Origin of the sequence: Halomonas sp. PAMB 3264, from assembly GCF_031954245.1 — a bacterium.
Taxonomy (GTDB): Bacteria; Pseudomonadota; Gammaproteobacteria; order Pseudomonadales; family Halomonadaceae; genus Vreelandella.
This window is the reverse complement of sequence record NZ_CP134866.1, coordinates 3,307,706-3,325,207: the sequence shown is the minus strand read 5'-3', so window position 1 is coordinate 3,325,207 and position 17,502 is coordinate 3,307,706. Positions and strand designations below refer to the sequence as shown.

At 64.3% G+C, this 17,502-nt stretch carries 15 protein-coding genes; 4 read left to right on the top strand and 11 right to left on the bottom strand.

Features of this window, described 5'->3' with window-relative positions; genetic code table 11:
* Position 1: 1 nt before the first annotated feature.
* From fdxH to RN347_RS15035, 3 genes are all read right to left on the bottom strand, one after another.
* Complete coding sequence (gene fdxH, locus RN347_RS15045) at positions 2–955, bottom strand: formate dehydrogenase subunit beta (protein ID WP_311958783.1); 954 nt, start codon at positions 953–955, stop codon at positions 2–4.
* Complete coding sequence (gene fdnG, locus RN347_RS15040; RefSeq protein WP_311960859.1) at positions 952–4,038, bottom strand: formate dehydrogenase-N subunit alpha; 3,087 nt, start codon at positions 4,036–4,038, stop codon at positions 952–954. The genes fdxH and fdnG overlap by 4 nt, the downstream gene beginning before the upstream one ends.
* Positions 4,039–4,233: 195 nt before the next feature.
* Positions 4,234–5,169, bottom strand: a complete 936-nt coding sequence (locus RN347_RS15035; protein ID WP_263586032.1) for a LysR family transcriptional regulator — start codon at positions 5,167–5,169, stop codon at positions 4,234–4,236.
* 175 nt (positions 5,170–5,344) lie between these two features.
* On the opposite strand from RN347_RS15035, the gene RN347_RS15030 reads away from it, so the two are divergent.
* Entirely contained in the window at positions 5,345–8,482 is a 3,138-nt protein-coding gene (locus RN347_RS15030; RefSeq protein WP_311958782.1) for an EAL domain-containing protein, read from the top strand.
* On the opposite strand, the gene RN347_RS15025 is transcribed toward RN347_RS15030, so the two are convergent.
* The 4 genes from RN347_RS15025 to mobA are packed head-to-tail and all read right to left on the bottom strand — an operon-like array spanning position 8,412 to position 12,296.
* Positions 8,412–9,413 carry a GTP-binding protein gene (locus RN347_RS15025; RefSeq protein WP_311960858.1) on the bottom strand — a complete coding sequence of 334 codons (1,002 nt, stop codon included), beginning with the start codon at positions 9,411–9,413 and terminating at the stop codon, positions 8,412–8,414. The genes RN347_RS15030 and RN347_RS15025 overlap by 71 nt on opposite strands.
* A gap of 9 nt (positions 9,414–9,422) precedes the next feature.
* A complete protein-coding gene (gene moaA, locus RN347_RS15020) occupies positions 9,423–10,415 on the bottom strand; it encodes a GTP 3',8-cyclase MoaA (protein ID WP_311958781.1) in 993 nt (330 codons plus the stop codon).
* On the bottom strand, positions 10,396–11,691 hold the full coding sequence (glp, locus tag RN347_RS15015) for a gephyrin-like molybdotransferase Glp (RefSeq protein WP_311958780.1): 1,296 nt from the start codon (positions 11,689–11,691) through the stop codon (positions 10,396–10,398). The genes moaA and glp (RN347_RS15015) overlap by 20 nt, the downstream gene beginning before the upstream one ends.
* Positions 11,688–12,296 (bottom strand): molybdenum cofactor guanylyltransferase MobA, encoded by a 609-nt coding sequence (gene mobA / locus RN347_RS15010; protein WP_311958779.1) that lies wholly within the window; start codon positions 12,294–12,296, stop codon positions 11,688–11,690. The genes glp (RN347_RS15015) and mobA overlap by 4 nt, the downstream gene beginning before the upstream one ends.
* Before the next feature lie 177 nt (positions 12,297–12,473).
* Between mobA and RN347_RS15005 the strand changes: the two genes are divergently transcribed.
* From RN347_RS15005 to glp (RN347_RS14995), 3 genes are read left to right on the top strand one after another with little or no spacing between them, the layout of a single operon-like run.
* Positions 12,474–12,800: a DUF1244 domain-containing protein gene (locus tag RN347_RS15005; protein ID WP_263586037.1), complete on the top strand. Its 327-nt coding sequence runs from the start codon at positions 12,474–12,476 to the stop codon at positions 12,798–12,800.
* Positions 12,801–12,846: 46 nt separating this feature from the next.
* Positions 12,847–13,356, top strand: coding sequence for a molybdenum cofactor biosynthesis protein B (moaB, locus tag RN347_RS15000; protein WP_263586038.1), 510 nt, complete (start codon positions 12,847–12,849; stop codon positions 13,354–13,356).
* Positions 13,349–14,554 carry a gephyrin-like molybdotransferase Glp gene (gene glp, locus RN347_RS14995; RefSeq protein ID WP_311958778.1) on the top strand — a complete coding sequence of 402 codons (1,206 nt, stop codon included), beginning with the start codon at positions 13,349–13,351 and terminating at the stop codon, positions 14,552–14,554. Before moaB ends, glp (RN347_RS14995) begins: the two co-directional genes overlap by 8 nt.
* Here the strand turns inward: glp (RN347_RS14995) and RN347_RS14990 are convergent.
* Genes RN347_RS14990 through RN347_RS14975 form a run of 4 tightly spaced genes read right to left on the bottom strand, consistent with a single transcriptional unit; the run spans position 14,529 to position 17,497 of the window.
* Positions 14,529–14,912 (bottom strand): hypothetical protein, encoded by a 384-nt coding sequence (locus RN347_RS14990; RefSeq protein ID WP_311958777.1) that lies wholly within the window; start codon positions 14,910–14,912, stop codon positions 14,529–14,531. The genes glp (RN347_RS14995) and RN347_RS14990 overlap by 26 nt on opposite strands.
* Before the next feature lie 3 nt (positions 14,913–14,915).
* Positions 14,916–15,446 (bottom strand): chemotaxis protein CheW, encoded by a 531-nt coding sequence (locus RN347_RS14985; RefSeq protein WP_409365762.1) that lies wholly within the window; start codon positions 15,444–15,446, stop codon positions 14,916–14,918.
* Positions 15,427–17,112, bottom strand: a complete 1,686-nt coding sequence (locus tag RN347_RS14980) for a diguanylate cyclase (protein ID WP_311958775.1) — start codon at positions 17,110–17,112, stop codon at positions 15,427–15,429. Before RN347_RS14980 ends, RN347_RS14985 begins: the two co-directional genes overlap by 20 nt.
* A 16-nt stretch (positions 17,113–17,128) precedes the next feature.
* Positions 17,129–17,497, bottom strand: coding sequence for a response regulator (locus tag RN347_RS14975; protein WP_311958774.1), 369 nt, complete (start codon positions 17,495–17,497; stop codon positions 17,129–17,131).
* Positions 17,498–17,502: the final 5 nt, after the last annotated feature.

Below are 17,502 nucleotides of genomic sequence, written 5' to 3'. Positions count from 1 at the left end.
GTCACTTCTCCTGTCGGACGTCGCTCGGCTCGGCATCGGACGCTGCATGAGCGCGATCACGAAGGTAAGCGTCCTCGCCTTCCGGGCCGAACACCTCTTCGTCGAGCGGCTCGTCCTTCGGCCCCTTGGTGAGGTAGTGCATGAAACCGGCGAACGCCGTGATGCCGATGATCGCGCTCATGATCGGCTTGGCCGGGCCTTTCCAGGCGCTGACGAACGGCGAAATGCTGGGCTTGGCTGGCAGGCCGGCGTAGATCTCCGGGGTGTCGGCGTGGTGCAGCACGTACATCACGTGGGTGCCGCCGACGCCCGCCGGGTCGTAGATGCCCGCTTCACTAAAGCCACGCCCTTTCAGGTCGGCCACGCGCTGCTCGGCGCGGGTGAGCATGTCCGCTTTGGAGCCGAACTCGATACAGCCGGTCGGGCAGGTTTTCACGCAGGCGGGCTCGAGCCCCACCGAGACGCGATCCGAGCAGAGCGTGCACTTGTAGGACTTGCTGTCGCGCTCGGAGATGCGCGGGATGTCGAAGGGGCAGCCGGTGACGCAGTAGCCGCAGCCGATGCACTTGTCCGAGTCGAAATCGACGATGCCGTTGGCGTACTGCACGATCGCCCCCGGCGCCGGGCAGGCGGTGAGACAGCCCGGGTCGGCGCAGTGCATGCAGCCATCCTTGCGAATCAGCCACTCGAGATCGCCGCTGGCGTTTTCATGCTCGGTGAAACGCATCACCGTCCAGGAGTTCTCGGTCAGATCCCCGGGGTTGTTGTAGGTGCCGCTATTGATGCCGACCTCGTCGCGCACGTCGTTCCACTCCATGCAGGCGACCTGACACGCCTTGCAGCCGATGCAGCGGCTGACATCGATCAGCTTGGCCACGGGCTCGACCTCGTGACGCCCCTGAGGGGGCGTCGTGGTCGTGGCGGAACGGCGCAGGATATTTTGCGTATTGCTCATGCCCTGCCTCCTGAAGTGTCTTTCTCGACGTTGACCAGAAAGGACTTGAATTCCGGCGTCTGGGTATTGGCATCGCCCACAAAAGGCGTGAGCGTATTGGCCAGAAAGCCCTTACGGGCAAGGCCCAAAAAGCCCCAATGAATCGGAATGCCCACCTGGTGCACGATACGGCCGCCGACGGTGATCGCCTTGATGCGCTTGGTGACCACCGCCACGGCGCGAATGTAGCCACGCTTCGACGACACCCGTACCCAGTCGCCCTCCTTGATGCCCAGCTCGTTACCCAGGGCCTCGCCGATCTCGACGAACTGCTCGGGCTGCACGATGGCATTCAGGTGCACGTGCTTGGTCCAGTAGTGGAAGTGCTCGGTCAGCCGGTAGGTGGTGGCCGCATACGGGTACTCCTCCCAGGTACCCATCGTCTCGAGGTCCTGGTCGAAGACCCGGGCCGCCGGGTTGTAGCGCACCTTGTCGTTGCGCGGGAAGAGCAGGTTGCCCTCCGGCACCGGGCTTTCCAGCGGCTCGTAGTGGGTGGGGAAGGGGCCTTCCGCCATGCCCTGGCTTGCGAACAGCTTGCCCACGCCCTCCGGGTTCATGATGAAGGGCATCTGACCGCGGGTCGGCGCGGAGTCCACCGGGAAGTCCGGAATGTCGGCACCGGTCCAGCGCCGGGTGACGTTATCCCACCAGACGAGCGCCTTGCGCTCCGACCAGGGCGTGCCGTCGAGCCTGGCCGAGGCGCGGTTGTAAAGAATGCGCCGGTTGGCCGGCCACGACCAGGCCCAGCCAAGCGTCTGACCAATGCCGTAGGGGTCGGCGTTGTCGCGGTTGGCCATCTGGTTGCCGTCCTCGGTCCAGGCGCCGGCGAAGATCCAGCAGCCGCAGGCGGTCGAACCGTCGTCACGCAGCTCGCCAAAGCCCGCAAGCTGCTCGCCCATGCGCCGCACAAGCTTTCCATTGACGTACACATCGCTAATCGCGCGGCCGTTGTACTCCCGGGCAAGCTCTTCCGGGGCGGGCTTGTCGGGCTGTTTGTAGTGCCAGGCCATTCCCAGAATCGGGTCCGGGAAGGCGCCGCCGTCGCGCGCGTAAAGCGCGCGCACGCGGGTGAAGAGCGCGCCCAGAATGTGGGTGTCGGCGCGCGCCTCGCCGGGGCCTGAAGCGGCGGGATAGTGCCACTGCAGCCAGCGGGCGCTGTTGACCGTGGAGCCTTCGTCCTCGGCGAACGACAGCGCCGGCAGGCGGAACACCTCGGTCTGGATTTCGCTTGGGTCGACGTCGTTGTACTCGCCGGCGTTGCGCCAGAACTCGGCGGTTTCGGTGTTGAGCGGGTCGATCGAGACCAGATACTTAAGCTTCGAGAGCGAACGCGACACCTTCGCCTTGTTGGGAATCGCCGCCAGCGGGTTGAAGCCCTGGCAGAAGTAGCCGTAAATCTCGCCTTTCGACATCCGCTCGAAGGTGTCGAGAATGTCGTAGAGCGGCTTGTCGAGCTTGGGCAGCCAGTCGAACGCCCACTGGGTGTCTTCCCGGGCGTTGTCGCCGTACCAGGCTTTCATCAGACTGATGAAAAACGCGTCGGCGTTTTGCCAGTACGACACCTGACCTGGCTGTAGCGGCGCCCGGCGCCGCGCCTCGAGGAAGGTATCGACATCCTGCTCGTCGTCCACCGGCGCCGAAATGTAGCCCGTCAGTTGGTTCGACAGAAGCCCGAGATCCGTCAGCCCCTGGATGTTAGAGTGGCCGCGCAGGGCGTTGACCCCGCCGCCGCGGATACCGACGTTGCCCAGCAAAAGCTGAACCATACCGGCAGTGCGGATGATCTGTGACCCCAGCGAGTGCTGGGTCCAGCCGAGCGCGTACATTAGCGTGGTGGTGCGATCCGGCGTGGCCGTGCTTGCCAGCGTGTCCCAGACGCGCAGGATCTTCTCGACCGGCGTGCCGCAGATCGAGGAGACCATCTCCGGTGTATAGGCGTCGAAGTGCTCGCGCAAAAGCCGGTAGACGCAGCGCGGATGCTCGAGGGTGTCATCCCTGAGCGCGAAGCCGTCGGCACCGGTCTGATAGACCCAGTGCTCCTTGTCGTACGAACGCGTGTGTTCATCGTAGCTGTCGAACAGCCCGTCCTCGAAGCCGAAGCCCTCGTCCACCAGCAGGGCCGCATCGGTGTAGTTGAGCACGTACTCGCGCTGGATCTGGTCGGTGTCGATCAGATAGCGAATCAAGCCCCCGAGAAAGGCAATGTCCGTGCCGGTGCGAATCGGCGCGTAGAAGTCCGCGACCGAGGCGGTACGCGTAAAGCGCGGATCCACCACCAAAAGCTGGGCGTTATTGTGCTCCTTCGCCTCGGTGACCCAGCGAAACCCGACCGGGTGCGCCTCGGCGGCGTTGCCCCCCATGACCAGAATGACGTCGGCATTGCGGATATCGACCCAGTGGTTCGTCATCGCACCGCGACCAAATGTTGGGGCAAGACCTGCCACCGTTGGTCCGTGTCAAACGCGCGCCTGGTTGTCGAAGGCCAGCATGCCGAGGCTGGTGATGAACTTGTGGGTCAGGTAGCCCGCTTCGTTGGAGGAGGCGGAGGCGGCCAGAAAGCCGGTGGTCGTCCAGCGGTTGACCGTGCGGCCCTCGCTATCGGTTGCAACGAAGTTCTCGTCGCGATCCGCCTTCACGTGGCGGGCGATCCGGTCGATCGCCTCGTCCCAGGAGATGCGCTTCCACTCATCGGTGCCGGGCTCGCGCACCTCGGGAAACTCGAGGCGCGACGGGCTTTTGACGTAGTCCAGAAGGCCCGCGCCTTTCGGACAGAGTGCCCCGCGGCTAACCGGGTGATCCGGATCGCCTTCGATGTGGATGATCTGCTGGTGAGCATTTTTTGCCTCGTCACCGCGGCTGTAGATCAGCACCCCGCAGCCTACCGAGCAGTAGGTGCAGATGTTGCGCGTCTCTTTGGTGTGGGTCAGCTTGAACGGGCGAATGGAGGCCGCCGCCGCTTCCGGCGCAAACCCCATCATCGCCATACTGGAAGTGGCGAGCCCCGCCGCCCCCAGTTTGAAGAACCCGCGTCGGGTTACTTGGATCGTCATGGTTCACCTCGGGCATCGATAGCACTCGACGGGAAGGCGCAAATTCGAGCCACGTTAAAGCCACGGCGTTGTCGCGCGTTTGTCTTTGTCGGGTGCCGGTACGGTCCTGGTACGATGTATTGGTTTGGGTATAAAACCAGACTAGCAGCTAATGCCGGCCAGTGGTTTAGGTGATCGTTCAACGCTTCATTAAAGCGGCTTCGGGCTTGCGGGCGCGTCAACGTCGCCCACGGCGCCGCTGACCAGTGCTAAAAACGCATCCACCACCCGGTTGGGGCGCCGGTCCCGGCGAGTAATGAGCACGAACGGAATGCGATAGCTTCTCCGCTCGGCGTGCAGCGCGCGCATCTTGCCTGACTCGACCCACTGCGCGGCGACGTGCTCGGGCAAAAAGCCCAGATAGCGCCCGGTCAGGATGAGAAACGCCGCCCCTTCACGGTCCGAGGCCGAGGCGCGAAGCGTCAGGGCGTCGTGGGCCTGGCGCGCCTTGAGCGGCAGCGGGTAGCGCGGCGCCACCGCCGGCGCTTGGGTGATCTGCGCCCAGGCGGGGGCAGGCGCATCGAAAAGCGGGTGGCCGGCACCGCAGTAAAGGTAGGAGGGCTCGTCGTAGAGCCAAAGCGTCTCGAGGCTGGCGGGCAGGTTGACGTTGGGTACCACGCCGACGTGAAGATGACCGTCCATGACCTGGCGAATTACCGCATCACTTGGGTCCATCTGGATATTGACGCTGATCTCGTGGCTTTTCGAGGCGAGCTCGCCAAGCGCATCGGTGACGTTCATGGCGGGCAGCGTCACCAGGTTGTCGGTGATGCCGATATTGAGCTCGCCCTTGAGCGTGCGATGAAGCGCGTTCACGCCGCTTTTGAAGGTTTCCAGCGCCGCCAATAGCGTAAGCCCGGCTTCATAAAGCTCCTTGCCCTCTTCGGTGAGGCTAAAGCCGCCGCGGCCGCGCTGACAAAGCGACAGGCCCACGCGCTTTTCCAGATCGCTCATGTGCTGGCTGATGGCCGAGCGGCTGATGCCGAGCGTGGTTTCCGCCGCGGTGAAGCCACCGCACTCGACCACGGTATTGAATACCCGGATCAAGCGGATTTCGTAGTCGCTCATCTGCCCAAGCGATACCATGAGGCTCTCCTGTTCCAGGAAACGATCTTTTTAGACAGATCGTTTACAATGGCGCCGGTGTTTAAACAACCTATCGTATCGCTTTGGGTCAGGATCACACACCTTGAACGTCAACAACCTTTCGCCCGCACGTTCGGCCGCGGTCTGCTGATCTCATGAAGAAGGCATCCCCGTAATGTCTCACTCACCGGATAGCACCCCCTCGTCGATCCTCGAGCCTCCTGGCCCCGCCGCCACTGGGCGACGCGCCGTACTGTGCTACGTGCTGGCGCTGATCGTCACCATCGGTGTCTCCAGCGCGATGATGTACCAGCAGTACCGCCAGGAAATCAGCACCGCCGAACTGCGTATGGAGGCGCGCGCCAGCGTCGTCGCTCAGTGGACCAGTGGCATCATGGGCCAAAGCGAGCAGGCGCTTTTCAGCCTCTCGGAATTGATGTCGTTTTTCGAAAACGAGGGGGGGCGTAATCCCGAAGCGCTAGAGCAGGCGCTCGATCACCTGACCCGCTACGTCACCTCCGTCGACGAAATGGGCGTACTCGATGCAAGTGGCCGCGTCATTCTGGCTAGCGACGAGCGCTACGAAGGGGTCTCGTATCGCGATGCCGGGTTCTTCGAAGCGTTCAAGAGTAGCGATCTTGTGCACGATGCCACCACGCTTCAGCGTTCTCCGGAAAGTGGCGAGGTCTATCTTTATAGCGCTCGGCGCCGGGACGACGCCCAGGGCGAGTTTGCCGGTCTCGCTGTCTCGCGTATTCGTCCGCAGATCTTTGCCGATGCCCTCTCCCGGCTCGGCATCAGTGACGGCGAGAGCATTGCGCTGATCGACACCGACTATCAGCTCATCGCACGCCATGCGCAGCCACCGCTGCGTGTCTCGATCGGCCAGCGGTTGGAGCTTCCCGCCACGTGGACGCCGCTCGCCTCCAACGAGTACTCGCGTACCTTCGTGATGCGCTCGCCCATCGATCATCGCGAGCGGCTGCTGCATATGGAGCGCGTTGGCGACTACCCCATCTACGCCGTCGTCGGTGTGGACCGCCAGCATCTTTTGAGCGAGTGGCGCGACCGTGTGGCGCTTTTGTGCCTCGTGATGATACTGATCGCGCTGCTGGGTGCCTGGGGGCTTCGCCACTATCTCAACCGGCTGGCGCTGGCGAGGCTTTTACAAACGCGCATCGAGGAGCGCGAGCTCGCCAGGGCACAGGCCCGCGAGCGCGACGTGCGCCTGGATGCACTGGTGAATTCGCTGCAGGATCTGATCTTCGTCTTCGATGAGCAGGGGCGTTTTAGCTACGTTCACGCGATCGACAGAACGCGGCTATTGCTCGAGCCTGAGCTCATCATCGGGCGCCACTTCACCGAGTTACTGCCAAAGGATCTGGCCGAGGCCTTTCAGAACGTTTTCGAACGCGTCAAGCGGCTGCGTCAGGTGGAGAACTACGAGTATCCACTGACCCTCGATGGCAAACTCAACCATTTTAACGCTACGGTCAGCCCGCTGACGGACGTAAGTGGCCAGTTCAGCGGCGTGCTGTCGGTGGTGCGCGACATCACCGAGGACAAAAAACTGCAGGCGGAACTCAGAATCGCCGCTGCCGCCTTTCAGACCCATCTGGGCATTCTGATCACCGATTGTAAGGGCTACATCCTCAAGACCAACGACACGTTCAGGCGCATCACCGGCTACAGCGAAGAGGAAATGGTCGGTAAAACGCCGCGGATGTTCAGCTCGGGTCAGCATGGTGCGGCGTTCTACCGCGAGCTTTGGCAGCGCGTGCATCAAAGCGGCAACTGGGAAGGCGAGATCTGGAACAAGCGTAAAAACGGCGAGCTCTTTCCGCAGTGGATCACCATCAGCGCCACCTACGACGACAGCGACACACTCAGCCACTACGTGGCGACCATCAGCGACATCAGCGAGCGCAAGGCCGCCGAGCAGGAGATTCACCAGCTTGCGTTCTACGACCCGCTGACCGGGCTTAGCAACCGGCGCCTGTTCATGGACCGGCTCGAAACCGCCCTGAAAGAGATCAACCGCCACCAGCGTTTTGGAGCGGTGATGCTGTTCGATATCGACAGCTTCAAGGAGATCAACGATACCCTGGGCTACCACGCGGGGGACCAGCTGTTGCGAGGCGTGTCGCGGCGCCTGTCGCGGATGCTGCGCGACACCGATACCCTGGCGCGGCTTGGCGGCGACGAGTTCGCGGTGCTGGTCGAGGGCGTGGACAGCAGCCTGGCGCAAACGCACCAGCTGGCCCGCGGCATCGCCAACAAGCTCATGGCCACGCTCAGTGAGCCCATTCGTATCAATGATAGCCTGATCACGGTGACCGCCAGCGTCGGGGCGACGATGATGTCGAACGACCAGCAGAACATGGACGACTACCTGCAGCAGGCGGATATGGCGCTCTCCCAGGCCAAGGCGAGCGGCCGTCAGGCGCTGCGCTTCTTCACTCCGGACATGCAGGCGGAGCTCTTGACCCGAGTGCGGCTCGAGGCCGACCTGCGCCAGGCGGTCATCTTCAAGCAGTGGCATCTTTTCTATCAGCCCCAGGTCGACGCCGATGGCACCCTGACCGGCGTCGAGGCGCTGCTGCGCTGGGATCACGCCGAGCGTGGCATCATCTCGCCGGGCGCGTTCATGCCGCTTTTGGAGTCCACCGGGCTGATCAATGAAGTCGGCGAGTGGATTCTGGAGCAGGCGTGCTGGCAGCTCATCGAGTGGGCGCGCGACCCGATTCTCGCGACGCTGACGCTGTCGATCAATCTGAGTCCGCTGCAGTTTCGCGAACCAGGCTTCGTTCGCCGAACCGAAAGCGTGTTCCAGCGCACCCAGGCGCCGCTTTCGCGCCTGAAGCTCGAGGTGACCGAGTCGCTGTTCGTCGAGGCGCCAGAGGAAGTGCGCGATACCATGCTGCGGCTCAAGGCCCACGGCGTGCGCTTTTCGCTCGACGATTTCGGTACCGGCTACTCATCGCTTTCGTATCTGGCCCAATTGCCGCTGGACCAGCTCAAGATCGATCAGTCCTTCGTGCAGCAGGTGCCGGAAAGCTCGGCCAACGCGGCCATCGTAAGCACCACCATCGCCCTGGCATCGAGTCTGAGTCTGGACGTCATTGCCGAAGGGGTGGAAACCCAAGAGCAGTACCAGTGGCTATTGGCCAACGGCTGTTACGCGTTTCAGGGGTATCTGTTCGGCCGGCCCATGCCAGTCGCCGCGCTCGAGGCCATCGCGCTCAGTGCGAAAGGGCGGCCAGACGATCGAGAAGGGTCGGGTGATCCAGGGCCTGGTCGTCGGGAAGAATGACTTCCAGGCGCGAGTCCTGACGCCAGGCGCTCGCCTCGACGCTCAATACGCCCTCGGCGCGATTGAGCCGTTTCCAGCCGCCGTCGGTATGGAACACGCCCTTGGCCCGCGCTGCCTTGGGCAGCTCTGATAGCGTGTGGGCGAGCCGGTCGAGATCGAAGCGCTCATCCGGATGCCAGCGAAGCCCGCTGCTGGCGTAGCCTAGTGCCGAGGCGGTCTCGAGTCGCGGCGAGCCAGGCGCGGGCGGGGCGTCGAAAAAATGGCCCGAAAGCGTTGGCGGGGCGACCAGTACCCGGTGGGCGTCGGGCATGACCACCGTTGATGAACCCGCCTGGCCGCCCTGGGTGAGAAGCGACAGCGGCAGCGCTCCGCCCGCGCTGTCGTGGACCCACTTGGGGGCAGGCCATAGCGCCTCGACGAAGGCCCGGCCGCGGGCGTTCTGGGCTTCAACGGCCTGGTCGGTCAGCGTGAGCACCACGGCGTCCGCCACGGCGAGCTGGTCGTTGAAGGTTTCGTGCTCGCGCACCCGGGGCTCATCGAGTCGGCGTGGGTCGAGGGTGGCGATGATGTCGCGCACCTCCAGCACGCCCTCAAAAGCTTCGCCGCGCAGCAGATCCAGCAGCCCCGCCGGATGGCCAAGGCCCGACGGTTCGATGATCACCCGATCGGGCCTGGAGCGGCGGATCAGCTCGACCAGCGCCGCTTGCAGCACGAACGCGAGCTGGCAGCACAGACACCCGCCGGGCAGGCCTTTGACCACCACGTCGTCGCGATGGTCGAACATCGTTTGGTCGATGCCGATCTGGCCGAACTCGTTGACCAGTACCGCCCATTTCTCTTCCACAGGCTTTTGCTCGATCAGGCTGTGGATAAGCGTGGTCTTGCCGCTGCCGAGAAAGCCGGTCACCACGTGGGTGGGAATGCGCGCCATCGTCACGGGTTAGCCGCCGGTCATGTTCATGAAGCGCACCACCTGCACATCGCCGTCGGTCGTGAAGTGGTGGCGCTCGGGCTTGAGCGGCAGCGCATGGATGATCGCACGCTTGAGCGCGTCCATGTCGCCAGGGTGGCGGCGAAGCACCGCGCGCAGATCCACCGAGTGCTCGTTGCCCAGACACAGCAAGAGCCGCCCCTCGACGGTGACGCGCACCCGGTTGCAGCTGTCGCAGAAATTGTGGCTGTGCGGCGAGATGAAGCCGATGCGGCTGTCGCTGTCACTCATCTTGAAGTAGCGCGACGGGCCCGGCGTGGTCACCGTACTTGGCATCAGCGGGTAGCGCGCCTCGATCAGCGCCTTGACGTCGTCGCTTGAGTAGAAGGTTTCGGCGCGAGAGTGATCCGACACATCCCCCAGCGGCATCTCTTCGATGAAGCTGATATCGAGGTCTTCCCGGCGGGCGAAGTCGACCAAATCCAGCACCTCATCGTCGTTGCGCCCCTTGAGGATCACCGCGTTGAGTTTGATGCGCTCAAAGCCCACCTCTTTGGCGGCGCGAATGCCATCGATCACCTTGTCCAGATCACCGGTGCGGGTCAGCGCCTTGAAGCGCGCGGGGTCGAGCGAGTCGAGGCTTACGTTGAGCCGCTTGAGCCCGCCGTCGAAAAGTCGTTGGGCGTGCTTTCTGAGGCTTGCGCCGTTGGTGGTCATGGTGAAGTCACTGAGCCCGGGCAGGGCGCCGATCTCGTCGACCAGCTCGCCAATATTACCGCGCACCAGCGGCTCACCGCCGGTCAGGCGGATTTTCTCGACGCCGAGCTCGGTAAAGGCCCGCGCGACGGTGGCGATCTCTTCGAGGGTGAGCACCTGCGCACGCGGAAGAAAGGTCATCTCCTCGCTCATGCAGTACACGCAGCGAAAGTCGCAGCGATCAGTGACTGAGATCCGTACGTAGTTGACCCGGCGGCCAACGCTGTCAATCAGTTGCTCGGTCATGGCCATCTCTCGAACCGGTGGATGGGGGCAGTGTAGTCGATTGGGGCGCGCGAAGCGGCTGGATCGCGACGACCTCGCCCGCCACGGCGACATCGCGCTCCTCACAAAGCTCGATCAGACAGTTGGCCGCCACCATCGAGGTTAACATACCCGAGCCCTGGGCCTTGAGCGCGTGTACACGTATCACGCCTTGTTCATCGCCCCGGTACACCCCGCGAAGCAGATCGAGCCGCCCCAGGCGCCCTTCAACCGGCGAGTCGAGTACCGCCGTCAGACGCGCGGGCGCGGCAACGGGCTGGCCCTCCAGGCGCGCCAGTAGCGGCGCGACGAACTGATGAAACGTCACCATCGCTGCTACCGGGTTCCCGGGCAGCCCGACGAAGGGCGTTTGGCGCGCGCCAAGTGTGCCGCAGGCCAGTGGCTTGCCCGGTCGCAGCGCCACCCGCCAGAAGCCGAGCGTGCCCAGCCGCTCGAGCGCACTACGGGTGAAATCCTTCGTGCCCACCGAGACGCCGGCGCTGGTGAGCACCAGGTCGCTCTGCTCGGCGGCCCTGCCCAGCGCGGAGACGATCGCCTCCGGGTCGTCCGGCAGGATGCCAAGATCCAGCACGCGCGCACCGGCCTCTTGTAAAAGCCCCTTTAAGGCGAATCGGTTGGCGTCGAAAATACCCGCCGGTGGCAGCGTCTCGCCGGGCTCGGTAACCTCGTTGCCGGTGGAAAAGAGCGCCACCTTCGGGCGCTTGACGACGCGCACCGTGGCAAGCCCCAGCGAGGCGATCAGCCCAAGAGCGCCGGGGTCGAGACGCGTGAGCGCGGACAGCACTGGAGCACCCGCGGCCAACTCCTCACCGGCCCGGCGAACGTTCTGGCCTTTCACCACGCGCTCGGGGTCGTTGAGCATCACGGCGCCGTCGTGCTCATCGAGCTGCTCGCAGGCGATGACCGTGTCGGTGCCTGGCGGCAGCGGCGCGCCGGTGGTGATGCGCACGCACTCGCCTTCACCGAGCGCGCCGTCAAAGCGCTGACCGGCGAAGGCGCTGCCGGCCGGATGCCAGCGCGCGGGCAGCGCCTCGCGCCAGCCAAGCGCGATGCCATCCAGCGCCGCGTTGGTGTAGCGGGGCACGTCCATGGGCGCCGTGATCGACTCACTCAACAGGCGCCCGAGCGCCTGGTCGAGGCGAACCTCCTCGGTGCCCATCGGCCGGGGGACCAGCGCGAGCAGTGCCTGGCGCGCCTGGTCGACGCTCAGCGGCGCGCCACTTCGATCCGGCGTCATGGCCGCTCCCGGCGGGCGTCCGCGCGGCCAAGCTCCAAACGCTTGAGCGCCTCTTCGCTGTTGAGGTTGACGAACGCCTCCTTCACGTCAGAGAAATCCACCCGCCGCGCTTCAAAACGCTCGAACCAGCGGCCGAGCTTGCGCTCGCCGCTGGCCAGAAAGGCGCCGAGATCGTCGGCCAGCGCAGTGGCGATGAGCGCCACCGTCGGGTGGTCGCGCTCGCCGTCGAAGGCGATGGCCGCCTGGCCGCCGTCGAGCCCACCGACCAGGCGCTCGACCAGCGTCATGGGCAGAAGCGGCGTATCGCAGGGCACCACGATCAGCCACGGCGTTTTCGCCGCCAGCAGGCCGCTGTAGATGCCCATCAGCGGGCCGAAAAAGCCGGGCCTGGCATCCTCGATCACGCGCGGACCCAAAAGCGCATAGGCGTCCTGATTGCGGTTGGCGCTGACGAGGGTTTCGCTTACGCGCCCTTCCAGACGCTTCAAGGCGTGGGCGAACAGCGGCAGGTCCTCGAAGGGCGCCAGGCCCTTGTCGCGCCCGCCCATGCGGCGACCTTCGCCGCCGGCCAAAATCAGTCCGGTCAGTTGCTGTGGCGCGATCATGAAAGTGCCCTGCGCGTGATGAGTGAAGCCGTCGGCACGCCTGAAAGGCGCGGCTTTTAAAGGTAGACCGCGCCTGAGTCGCGACGTGCTCAGAGTGTGCCATATTCGCAGCGGCGAAAACGTTTTTAAAGCGACTCTTTTGCTATGCTGAGCACCATTCAACCGCGGAGAGCTTTCATGCACGCCTTCAACGATCTGGACCCGACGACCCAAACCGAACTCGAAGCCGCCGCCTTTCGTCGGCTGCTGAGCCATCTGGACGCCAACAAGGACGTTCAGAACATCGACCTGATGATTCTGGCGGATTTTTGCCGCAACTGTCTCTCGAAATGGCTGGTCAGCGCCGCCGAGGAGCGCGGCGAACGCCTCGACTACGAGGCCGCCCGCCAGCACGTTTACGGCATGCCCTACAGCGAGTGGAAAGAGCACCATCAGGCGAAGGCCACACCGGAGCAGCTCGCCGCGCTCGAGGCGCGCCAGGCGAACAAGAGCCACGAGGAGTAGCGCCTTGGAAACGCAAAACAGCCCTCAAGCGGCCAGGTCAGGGGACATGGAGGCCTTGAATATCGCCGTGCTCACCGTCTCCGACACCCGCACCGAGGAGAGCGACCGCTCTGGCGCGCTGTTAATCGAGAGGCTGGAAGGCGCTGGCCACCGGCTGGTGGAAAAGCGCATCGTGGCCGACGATATGTACCGTATTCGCGCGGTGGTGGCCGAATGGATCGCAAGCAGTGAGGTGCAGGTGGTGATCACCACCGGCGGCACCGGCTTTACCGGGCGCGACTCCACCCCGGAGGCGGTATCGGTACTGTTCGATAAAGCCATCGAAGGGTTCGGCGAGCGCTTTCGCCAGTTAAGCGGCGACGAGATCGGAAGCTCCACGATTCAGAGCCGCTGCCTGGGCGGGCTTGCCAACGCCACCGTGATCTTCTGCCTGCCGGGCTCTACCGGGGCGTGTCGCACCGGCTGGGACCGCCTGCTGGCCGAGCAGCTCGACAGCCGCCATAAGCCCTGCAACTTCGCCAACCTGGTGATTCCCGGGCGGGGGCAGCATGGCTGAGCTTGCCCCCATCGAGAAAGCGTTAGAGGCGCTTCTGGCCGACGTAAGCCCGCTGGACACTGAGGACGTAGCGCTCGATGACGCCGCCGAGCGCGTGCTGGCCGCCGCCGTCACCGCCGCGCTCGACGTGCCCGCCCGGGACAACAGCGCCATGGACGGCTACGCCCTGCGCGCCGCGGACGCCGGCGGCTGGCTGCCGGTCTCCCAGCGCATCGCCGCGGGCCACCCGGCCGCGCCGCTTGCACCCGGCACCTGCGCGCGCATCTTCACCGGCGGCGAGCTGCCGGAGGGTGCCGACTGTGTGGTGATGCAGGAGGAGGTCGAACTCGACGGCGAGCGGGCGAACATCCCCGCCGGTATCGCGGTGGGCAATAGCGTGCGCCGCCGCGCCCGGGATGTCGCCCGTGGGGATGTCCTGCTCGAAGCGGGCACGCGGCTAAACGCCGCCGCGCTTGGCCATCTGGCGGGGCAGGGCATCGCGCGGGTGAGCGTGCGTCGCCGTCCGCGGGTGGCGCTATTGTCCACCGGTGATGAGGTCATCGAGCCCGGTCAGCCGCTCGCGCCCGGCCAGCTCTACAACAGCAACCGGCCAATGCTCAAGCGCCTTCTGGAGAGCTTCGGCGCCGAGGTCGTGCATATCGAAAGCGTGCCGGACAGCTTCGGCGAGACCTGCGCCTGCCTGACCCGGGCGGCTCAGGGCGCCGATGTGGTCATCACCACCGGCGGGGTGAGCGTCGGCGAGGAGGATCACGTCAAGAAAGCGTTGGAGGCGCTGGGCCAGCTGGATCTCTGGCGTTTGGCCATTCGCCCGGGCAAGCCGCTGGCGCTGGGGCGGCTGCCTCGCGGGGAGGGGGGCGCGGCGCGCTTTGTCGGCCTTCCCGGCAACCCGGTGTCGGGCTTTGTCGGCGCGTGGCTGTTTCTGCGCCCGCTGATGGGGATGCTTCTGGGCTGCCCAGCGCTCGCCTCGCTTTCACCTCTTCCAGCGGTGGCGCGCTTTTCGGCCACCACCGGCCCGCGCCAGCACTACATGCGCGTAAGGCTTTCGTTTACCCCCGGCGGCATCGAGGCGCACGCCTTCGAGGATCAGGATTCGTCGGTGCTCTCTTCCTGCGTGGCCGCCGACGCGCTCGCCGTCGTCGAGGCGCATCGGACGGTCACGCCCGGCGATTCGCTTACGTGTCTGTGGCTGGCGCCGTAGGGCCTGTGAGCCGCTCGGCGTCCAGTAGCCATAGCTCGGCACGTGCTCCTTGCATGGCCACGCCGCACAAGGGGGCCAATGCGCGTGCCTTGACGAGCGCGGGCAAGGGGTAAAGCGCCGAGGCGGGCCATTCGATGAGCTCGACGCTGCCCCCGACCCCGAGTTGCCACACGCCTTGTGCGTCGCTTAGCGTAAGCCAGCGATCCGGGGGAGCGTCGTTATCCGGTAGACCCAGTAGCGCTGCTGCCCTGATGACGCGTTCGACGTCGGCGTGCAGGGTGAGGCGGCGTACCTGGCTTGCCTCGAGCGCGTAGCGGTAGTGGCCTGTCGAGAAGGCGACGAGCGCGACCGTCGGCACGCGCTAACCCTGGCCTGCCTGAAAAGCGCTTAGCAGTGCCTGGGCATCGAGCAGGGCGATGGCTTCACGCTCGTCTCTATGGATCACCGCGCCAACGAAGGGTTTGAGCGCTTCAGGCAGCGTTTCCGGCGGGGGCCTGAGCGCGCTGATCACGACGTCGCACACATCGTCCAGCTGCTCAATGCGTACCCCTGTGGTAATCGCATCGCCACGAACGAGCAGGATCATGCCATCGCTTTTGGACGCCTCAAGTCCCAGAAGGCGCTCGAGCGTAATAACGGACTCGATGGTGCCCCGCAGATGGATTACGCCCTCGATGGTATCGGGCAGCCCGGGTATGAAGTACACGCTTTGCTCGCCGCTCAGAATTTCGCTCACCACGCTTCCGGCCAAGGCAAAGCGCTGACCGGCCAGCCGAAAAAGCACCACTTGCTGAGTCGGCTCATCTACCTCAAGGTCTGAGCATCCGGCGCCCTGGCTTGAAAGCGCCTGCTCGAGATCCAGACGAGAATCATCATTGGTCGTCAAGGGCATCGGCCTCCGTGTTGATGACGAGCTGATTACGCCCTTGGCTCTTGGCGCGGTAAAGGGCCTGGTCGGCACTAACGCGCAGCGTCTCGGTGGAAGGGTGGCGGGGAAAATCGCTGATACCGGCGCTGAAGGTGCAGTTGAAGCGCGCGTCACCGGCGTGAAAATCGACCTGCTCAAAGTCTTGGCGTAGCCTCTCGATCAGCCGGGTGGCGATGTCCAGCGTCACGTTTTTCATCAGGATGACGAACTCTTCACCGCCGTAGCGGCCGATGATGTCCGAGGTGCGAAAGCGCGTTTTCAGCATGTGCGCCAGGGTGATGATGACCTGGTCGCCCGCCAGATGGCCGTAGGTATCGTTGATGTCCTTGAAGTGGTCGATATCGAGCATGGCCATGGCATGGTGAGTGTCGTCTCGGTACGCCTGCGCCAGCGTTCGGTTGATCAAATCGGTGGTGGTGCTGTGGTTATAAAGACCGGTCATGCTGTCCTGAGTCATCAGCGCGCGCAGGTGCCGCAAGCGCTCGGCGCGCAGCGTCACAGCGGCCACCAGGTCATCGGGGATGACGGGCTTGGTGATGAAGCCTTCTACGCCGGCGTTCATGGCCGTCAACTGCTTCTGGCTGTCGGTCTCGCCAGAGAGGTATATGATCGGAAGCCCCACGTACTCCGGCTGCTGGCGTACGATGGTGGCCAGCTCCTCGCCGGAACAGACCGGCATGTACATGTCTACCAGCATCAAATCCGGGTTGAAGCGTTCCAGCGTAACGAATGCCTGGGCGGGGGAGTGAGCCTGCTGGGTGATCATGCCGGCACGCTCGAGCAAGGCGGCGTGATAGCCAGCCGCTTCCGGCTCGTCGTCCACTACCAGCACTCTGAGCGGTTCGTCGTCGGGTTCGGCGGTCAACTTGTCCAGCGCCAGCATTATCTCCAGTGGCTTCACCGGTTTGATGAAGTAGCCGCTGCAGCCGGCGCGCACCGCGCTGAGTCGTGAACCGAAATCGCCAGAGGAGGAGAGTACGATGGCCGGCAGCCGCTCGCCGGTCAGCTTGTTCAGGCTGGCCAGGGTTTCGGGACCAGCGGTCTTTCCCTGAGGGAACTGGACATCCATGATGATGGCGTCGGGCCGACGTGTCAGTACCGCGTTGAAGAAGGTCTGCGTGTCTTCGAAGTGGTACGCCTCGTGGCCGAAACAGCGTAAATGATGCAGCAGTTGGCTGACCTGCTCGGGCTCATCGTCGCAGAGATAGATCAGCCGCTGGCGATGATTGCCTGCGCGTAGGGCAGTTGCCGGGAGTTCCACCGTGGCGGATGAGCCGTGTGTGGTCGCCTGGTTTTTTTGCTTTAACAGATTTGCCTGTTCCTGACGGAGTTTGCCAAGCAGTGTATCCATCATCGGGGCGATATGCGCCTGCGCCGATGTCGAGGTGAGAAGCTTCTCGCCCTGTTCGGCTAACGCGGCGAGTCGCTCGAACCCCAGTGAACGCCCGGTGCCTTTCAGGCTATGGAAAAAACGATGTAGATCCGGTGCCAGCCGCGCCCGCGCCTCGCAGGAGGCTTGGCTTTGCTGCCACTGCTGGGTAATGGCCTGCAACCGTTCTGGGAGCTGCTCGACGAAGCGCAAGCGCAGCTCGTTGAGTTTGTCGTGCAGTGTCTGGGCGTGGGACGGCATCTCGATACCTGTATTCTCACTCAGGGGAGTGCGCACCAAGGGCGCTTTCGAGGGTTTGACACAGCGTCGAGGCCATATCCGCCTCCTTTTGCAGGCAGGCATGAATCCCCGGCGTCTCAAGGAGGTCGCTATCCGGACTATCACCGGTCAGCAGGATGAACGGCAGCGCCACATCCTGCTCCCTGAGCATCGAGCAGAGGTCGGTGCCATTGATCAGCGGCATATGCATGTCGCTGACAATGGCCGCGATGTCCGAATGACGCTCGAGCTGGGTGATCGCTTCCATCGCGTTCAGCGCAAGCACTGGGGTGTAGTGTTGCGAGGCGAGGATGGCAGCGGTCATCTCGCCCGCTAGCTCATCGTCGTCAACGACTAGAATCCGCATGAGTT

Excerpts from the sequence above, each read along its gene's own strand:
- fdxH (WP_311958783.1), bottom strand. The coding sequence starts at position 955 with ATGAGCAATACGCAAAATATCCTGCGCCGTTCCGCCACGACCACGACG.
- RN347_RS15035 (WP_263586032.1), bottom strand. The coding sequence starts at position 5,169 with ATGGTATCGCTTGGGCAGATGAGCGACTACGAAATCCGCTTGATCCGG.
- RN347_RS15030 (WP_311958782.1), top strand. The coding sequence starts at position 5,345 with ATGTCTCACTCACCGGATAGCACCCCCTCGTCGATCCTCGAGCCTCCT.
- RN347_RS15025 (WP_311960858.1), bottom strand. The coding sequence starts at position 9,413 with ATGGCGCGCATTCCCACCCACGTGGTGACCGGCTTTCTCGGCAGCGGC.
- moaA (WP_311958781.1), bottom strand. The coding sequence starts at position 10,415 with ATGACCGAGCAACTGATTGACAGCGTTGGCCGCCGGGTCAACTACGTA.
- glp (WP_311958780.1), bottom strand. The coding sequence starts at position 11,691 with ATGACGCCGGATCGAAGTGGCGCGCCGCTGAGCGTCGACCAGGCGCGC.
- mobA (WP_311958779.1), bottom strand. The coding sequence starts at position 12,296 with ATGATCGCGCCACAGCAACTGACCGGACTGATTTTGGCCGGCGGCGAA.
- RN347_RS15005 (WP_263586037.1), top strand. The coding sequence starts at position 12,474 with ATGCACGCCTTCAACGATCTGGACCCGACGACCCAAACCGAACTCGAA.
- moaB (WP_263586038.1), top strand. The coding sequence starts at position 12,847 with ATGGAGGCCTTGAATATCGCCGTGCTCACCGTCTCCGACACCCGCACC.
- glp (WP_311958778.1), top strand. The coding sequence starts at position 13,349 with ATGGCTGAGCTTGCCCCCATCGAGAAAGCGTTAGAGGCGCTTCTGGCC.
- RN347_RS14985 (WP_409365762.1), bottom strand. The coding sequence starts at position 15,446 with ATGCCCTTGACGACCAATGATGATTCTCGTCTGGATCTCGAGCAGGCG.
- RN347_RS14980 (WP_311958775.1), bottom strand. The coding sequence starts at position 17,112 with ATGCCGTCCCACGCCCAGACACTGCACGACAAACTCAACGAGCTGCGC.
- RN347_RS14975 (WP_311958774.1), bottom strand. The coding sequence starts at position 17,497 with ATGCGGATTCTAGTCGTTGACGACGATGAGCTAGCGGGCGAGATGACC.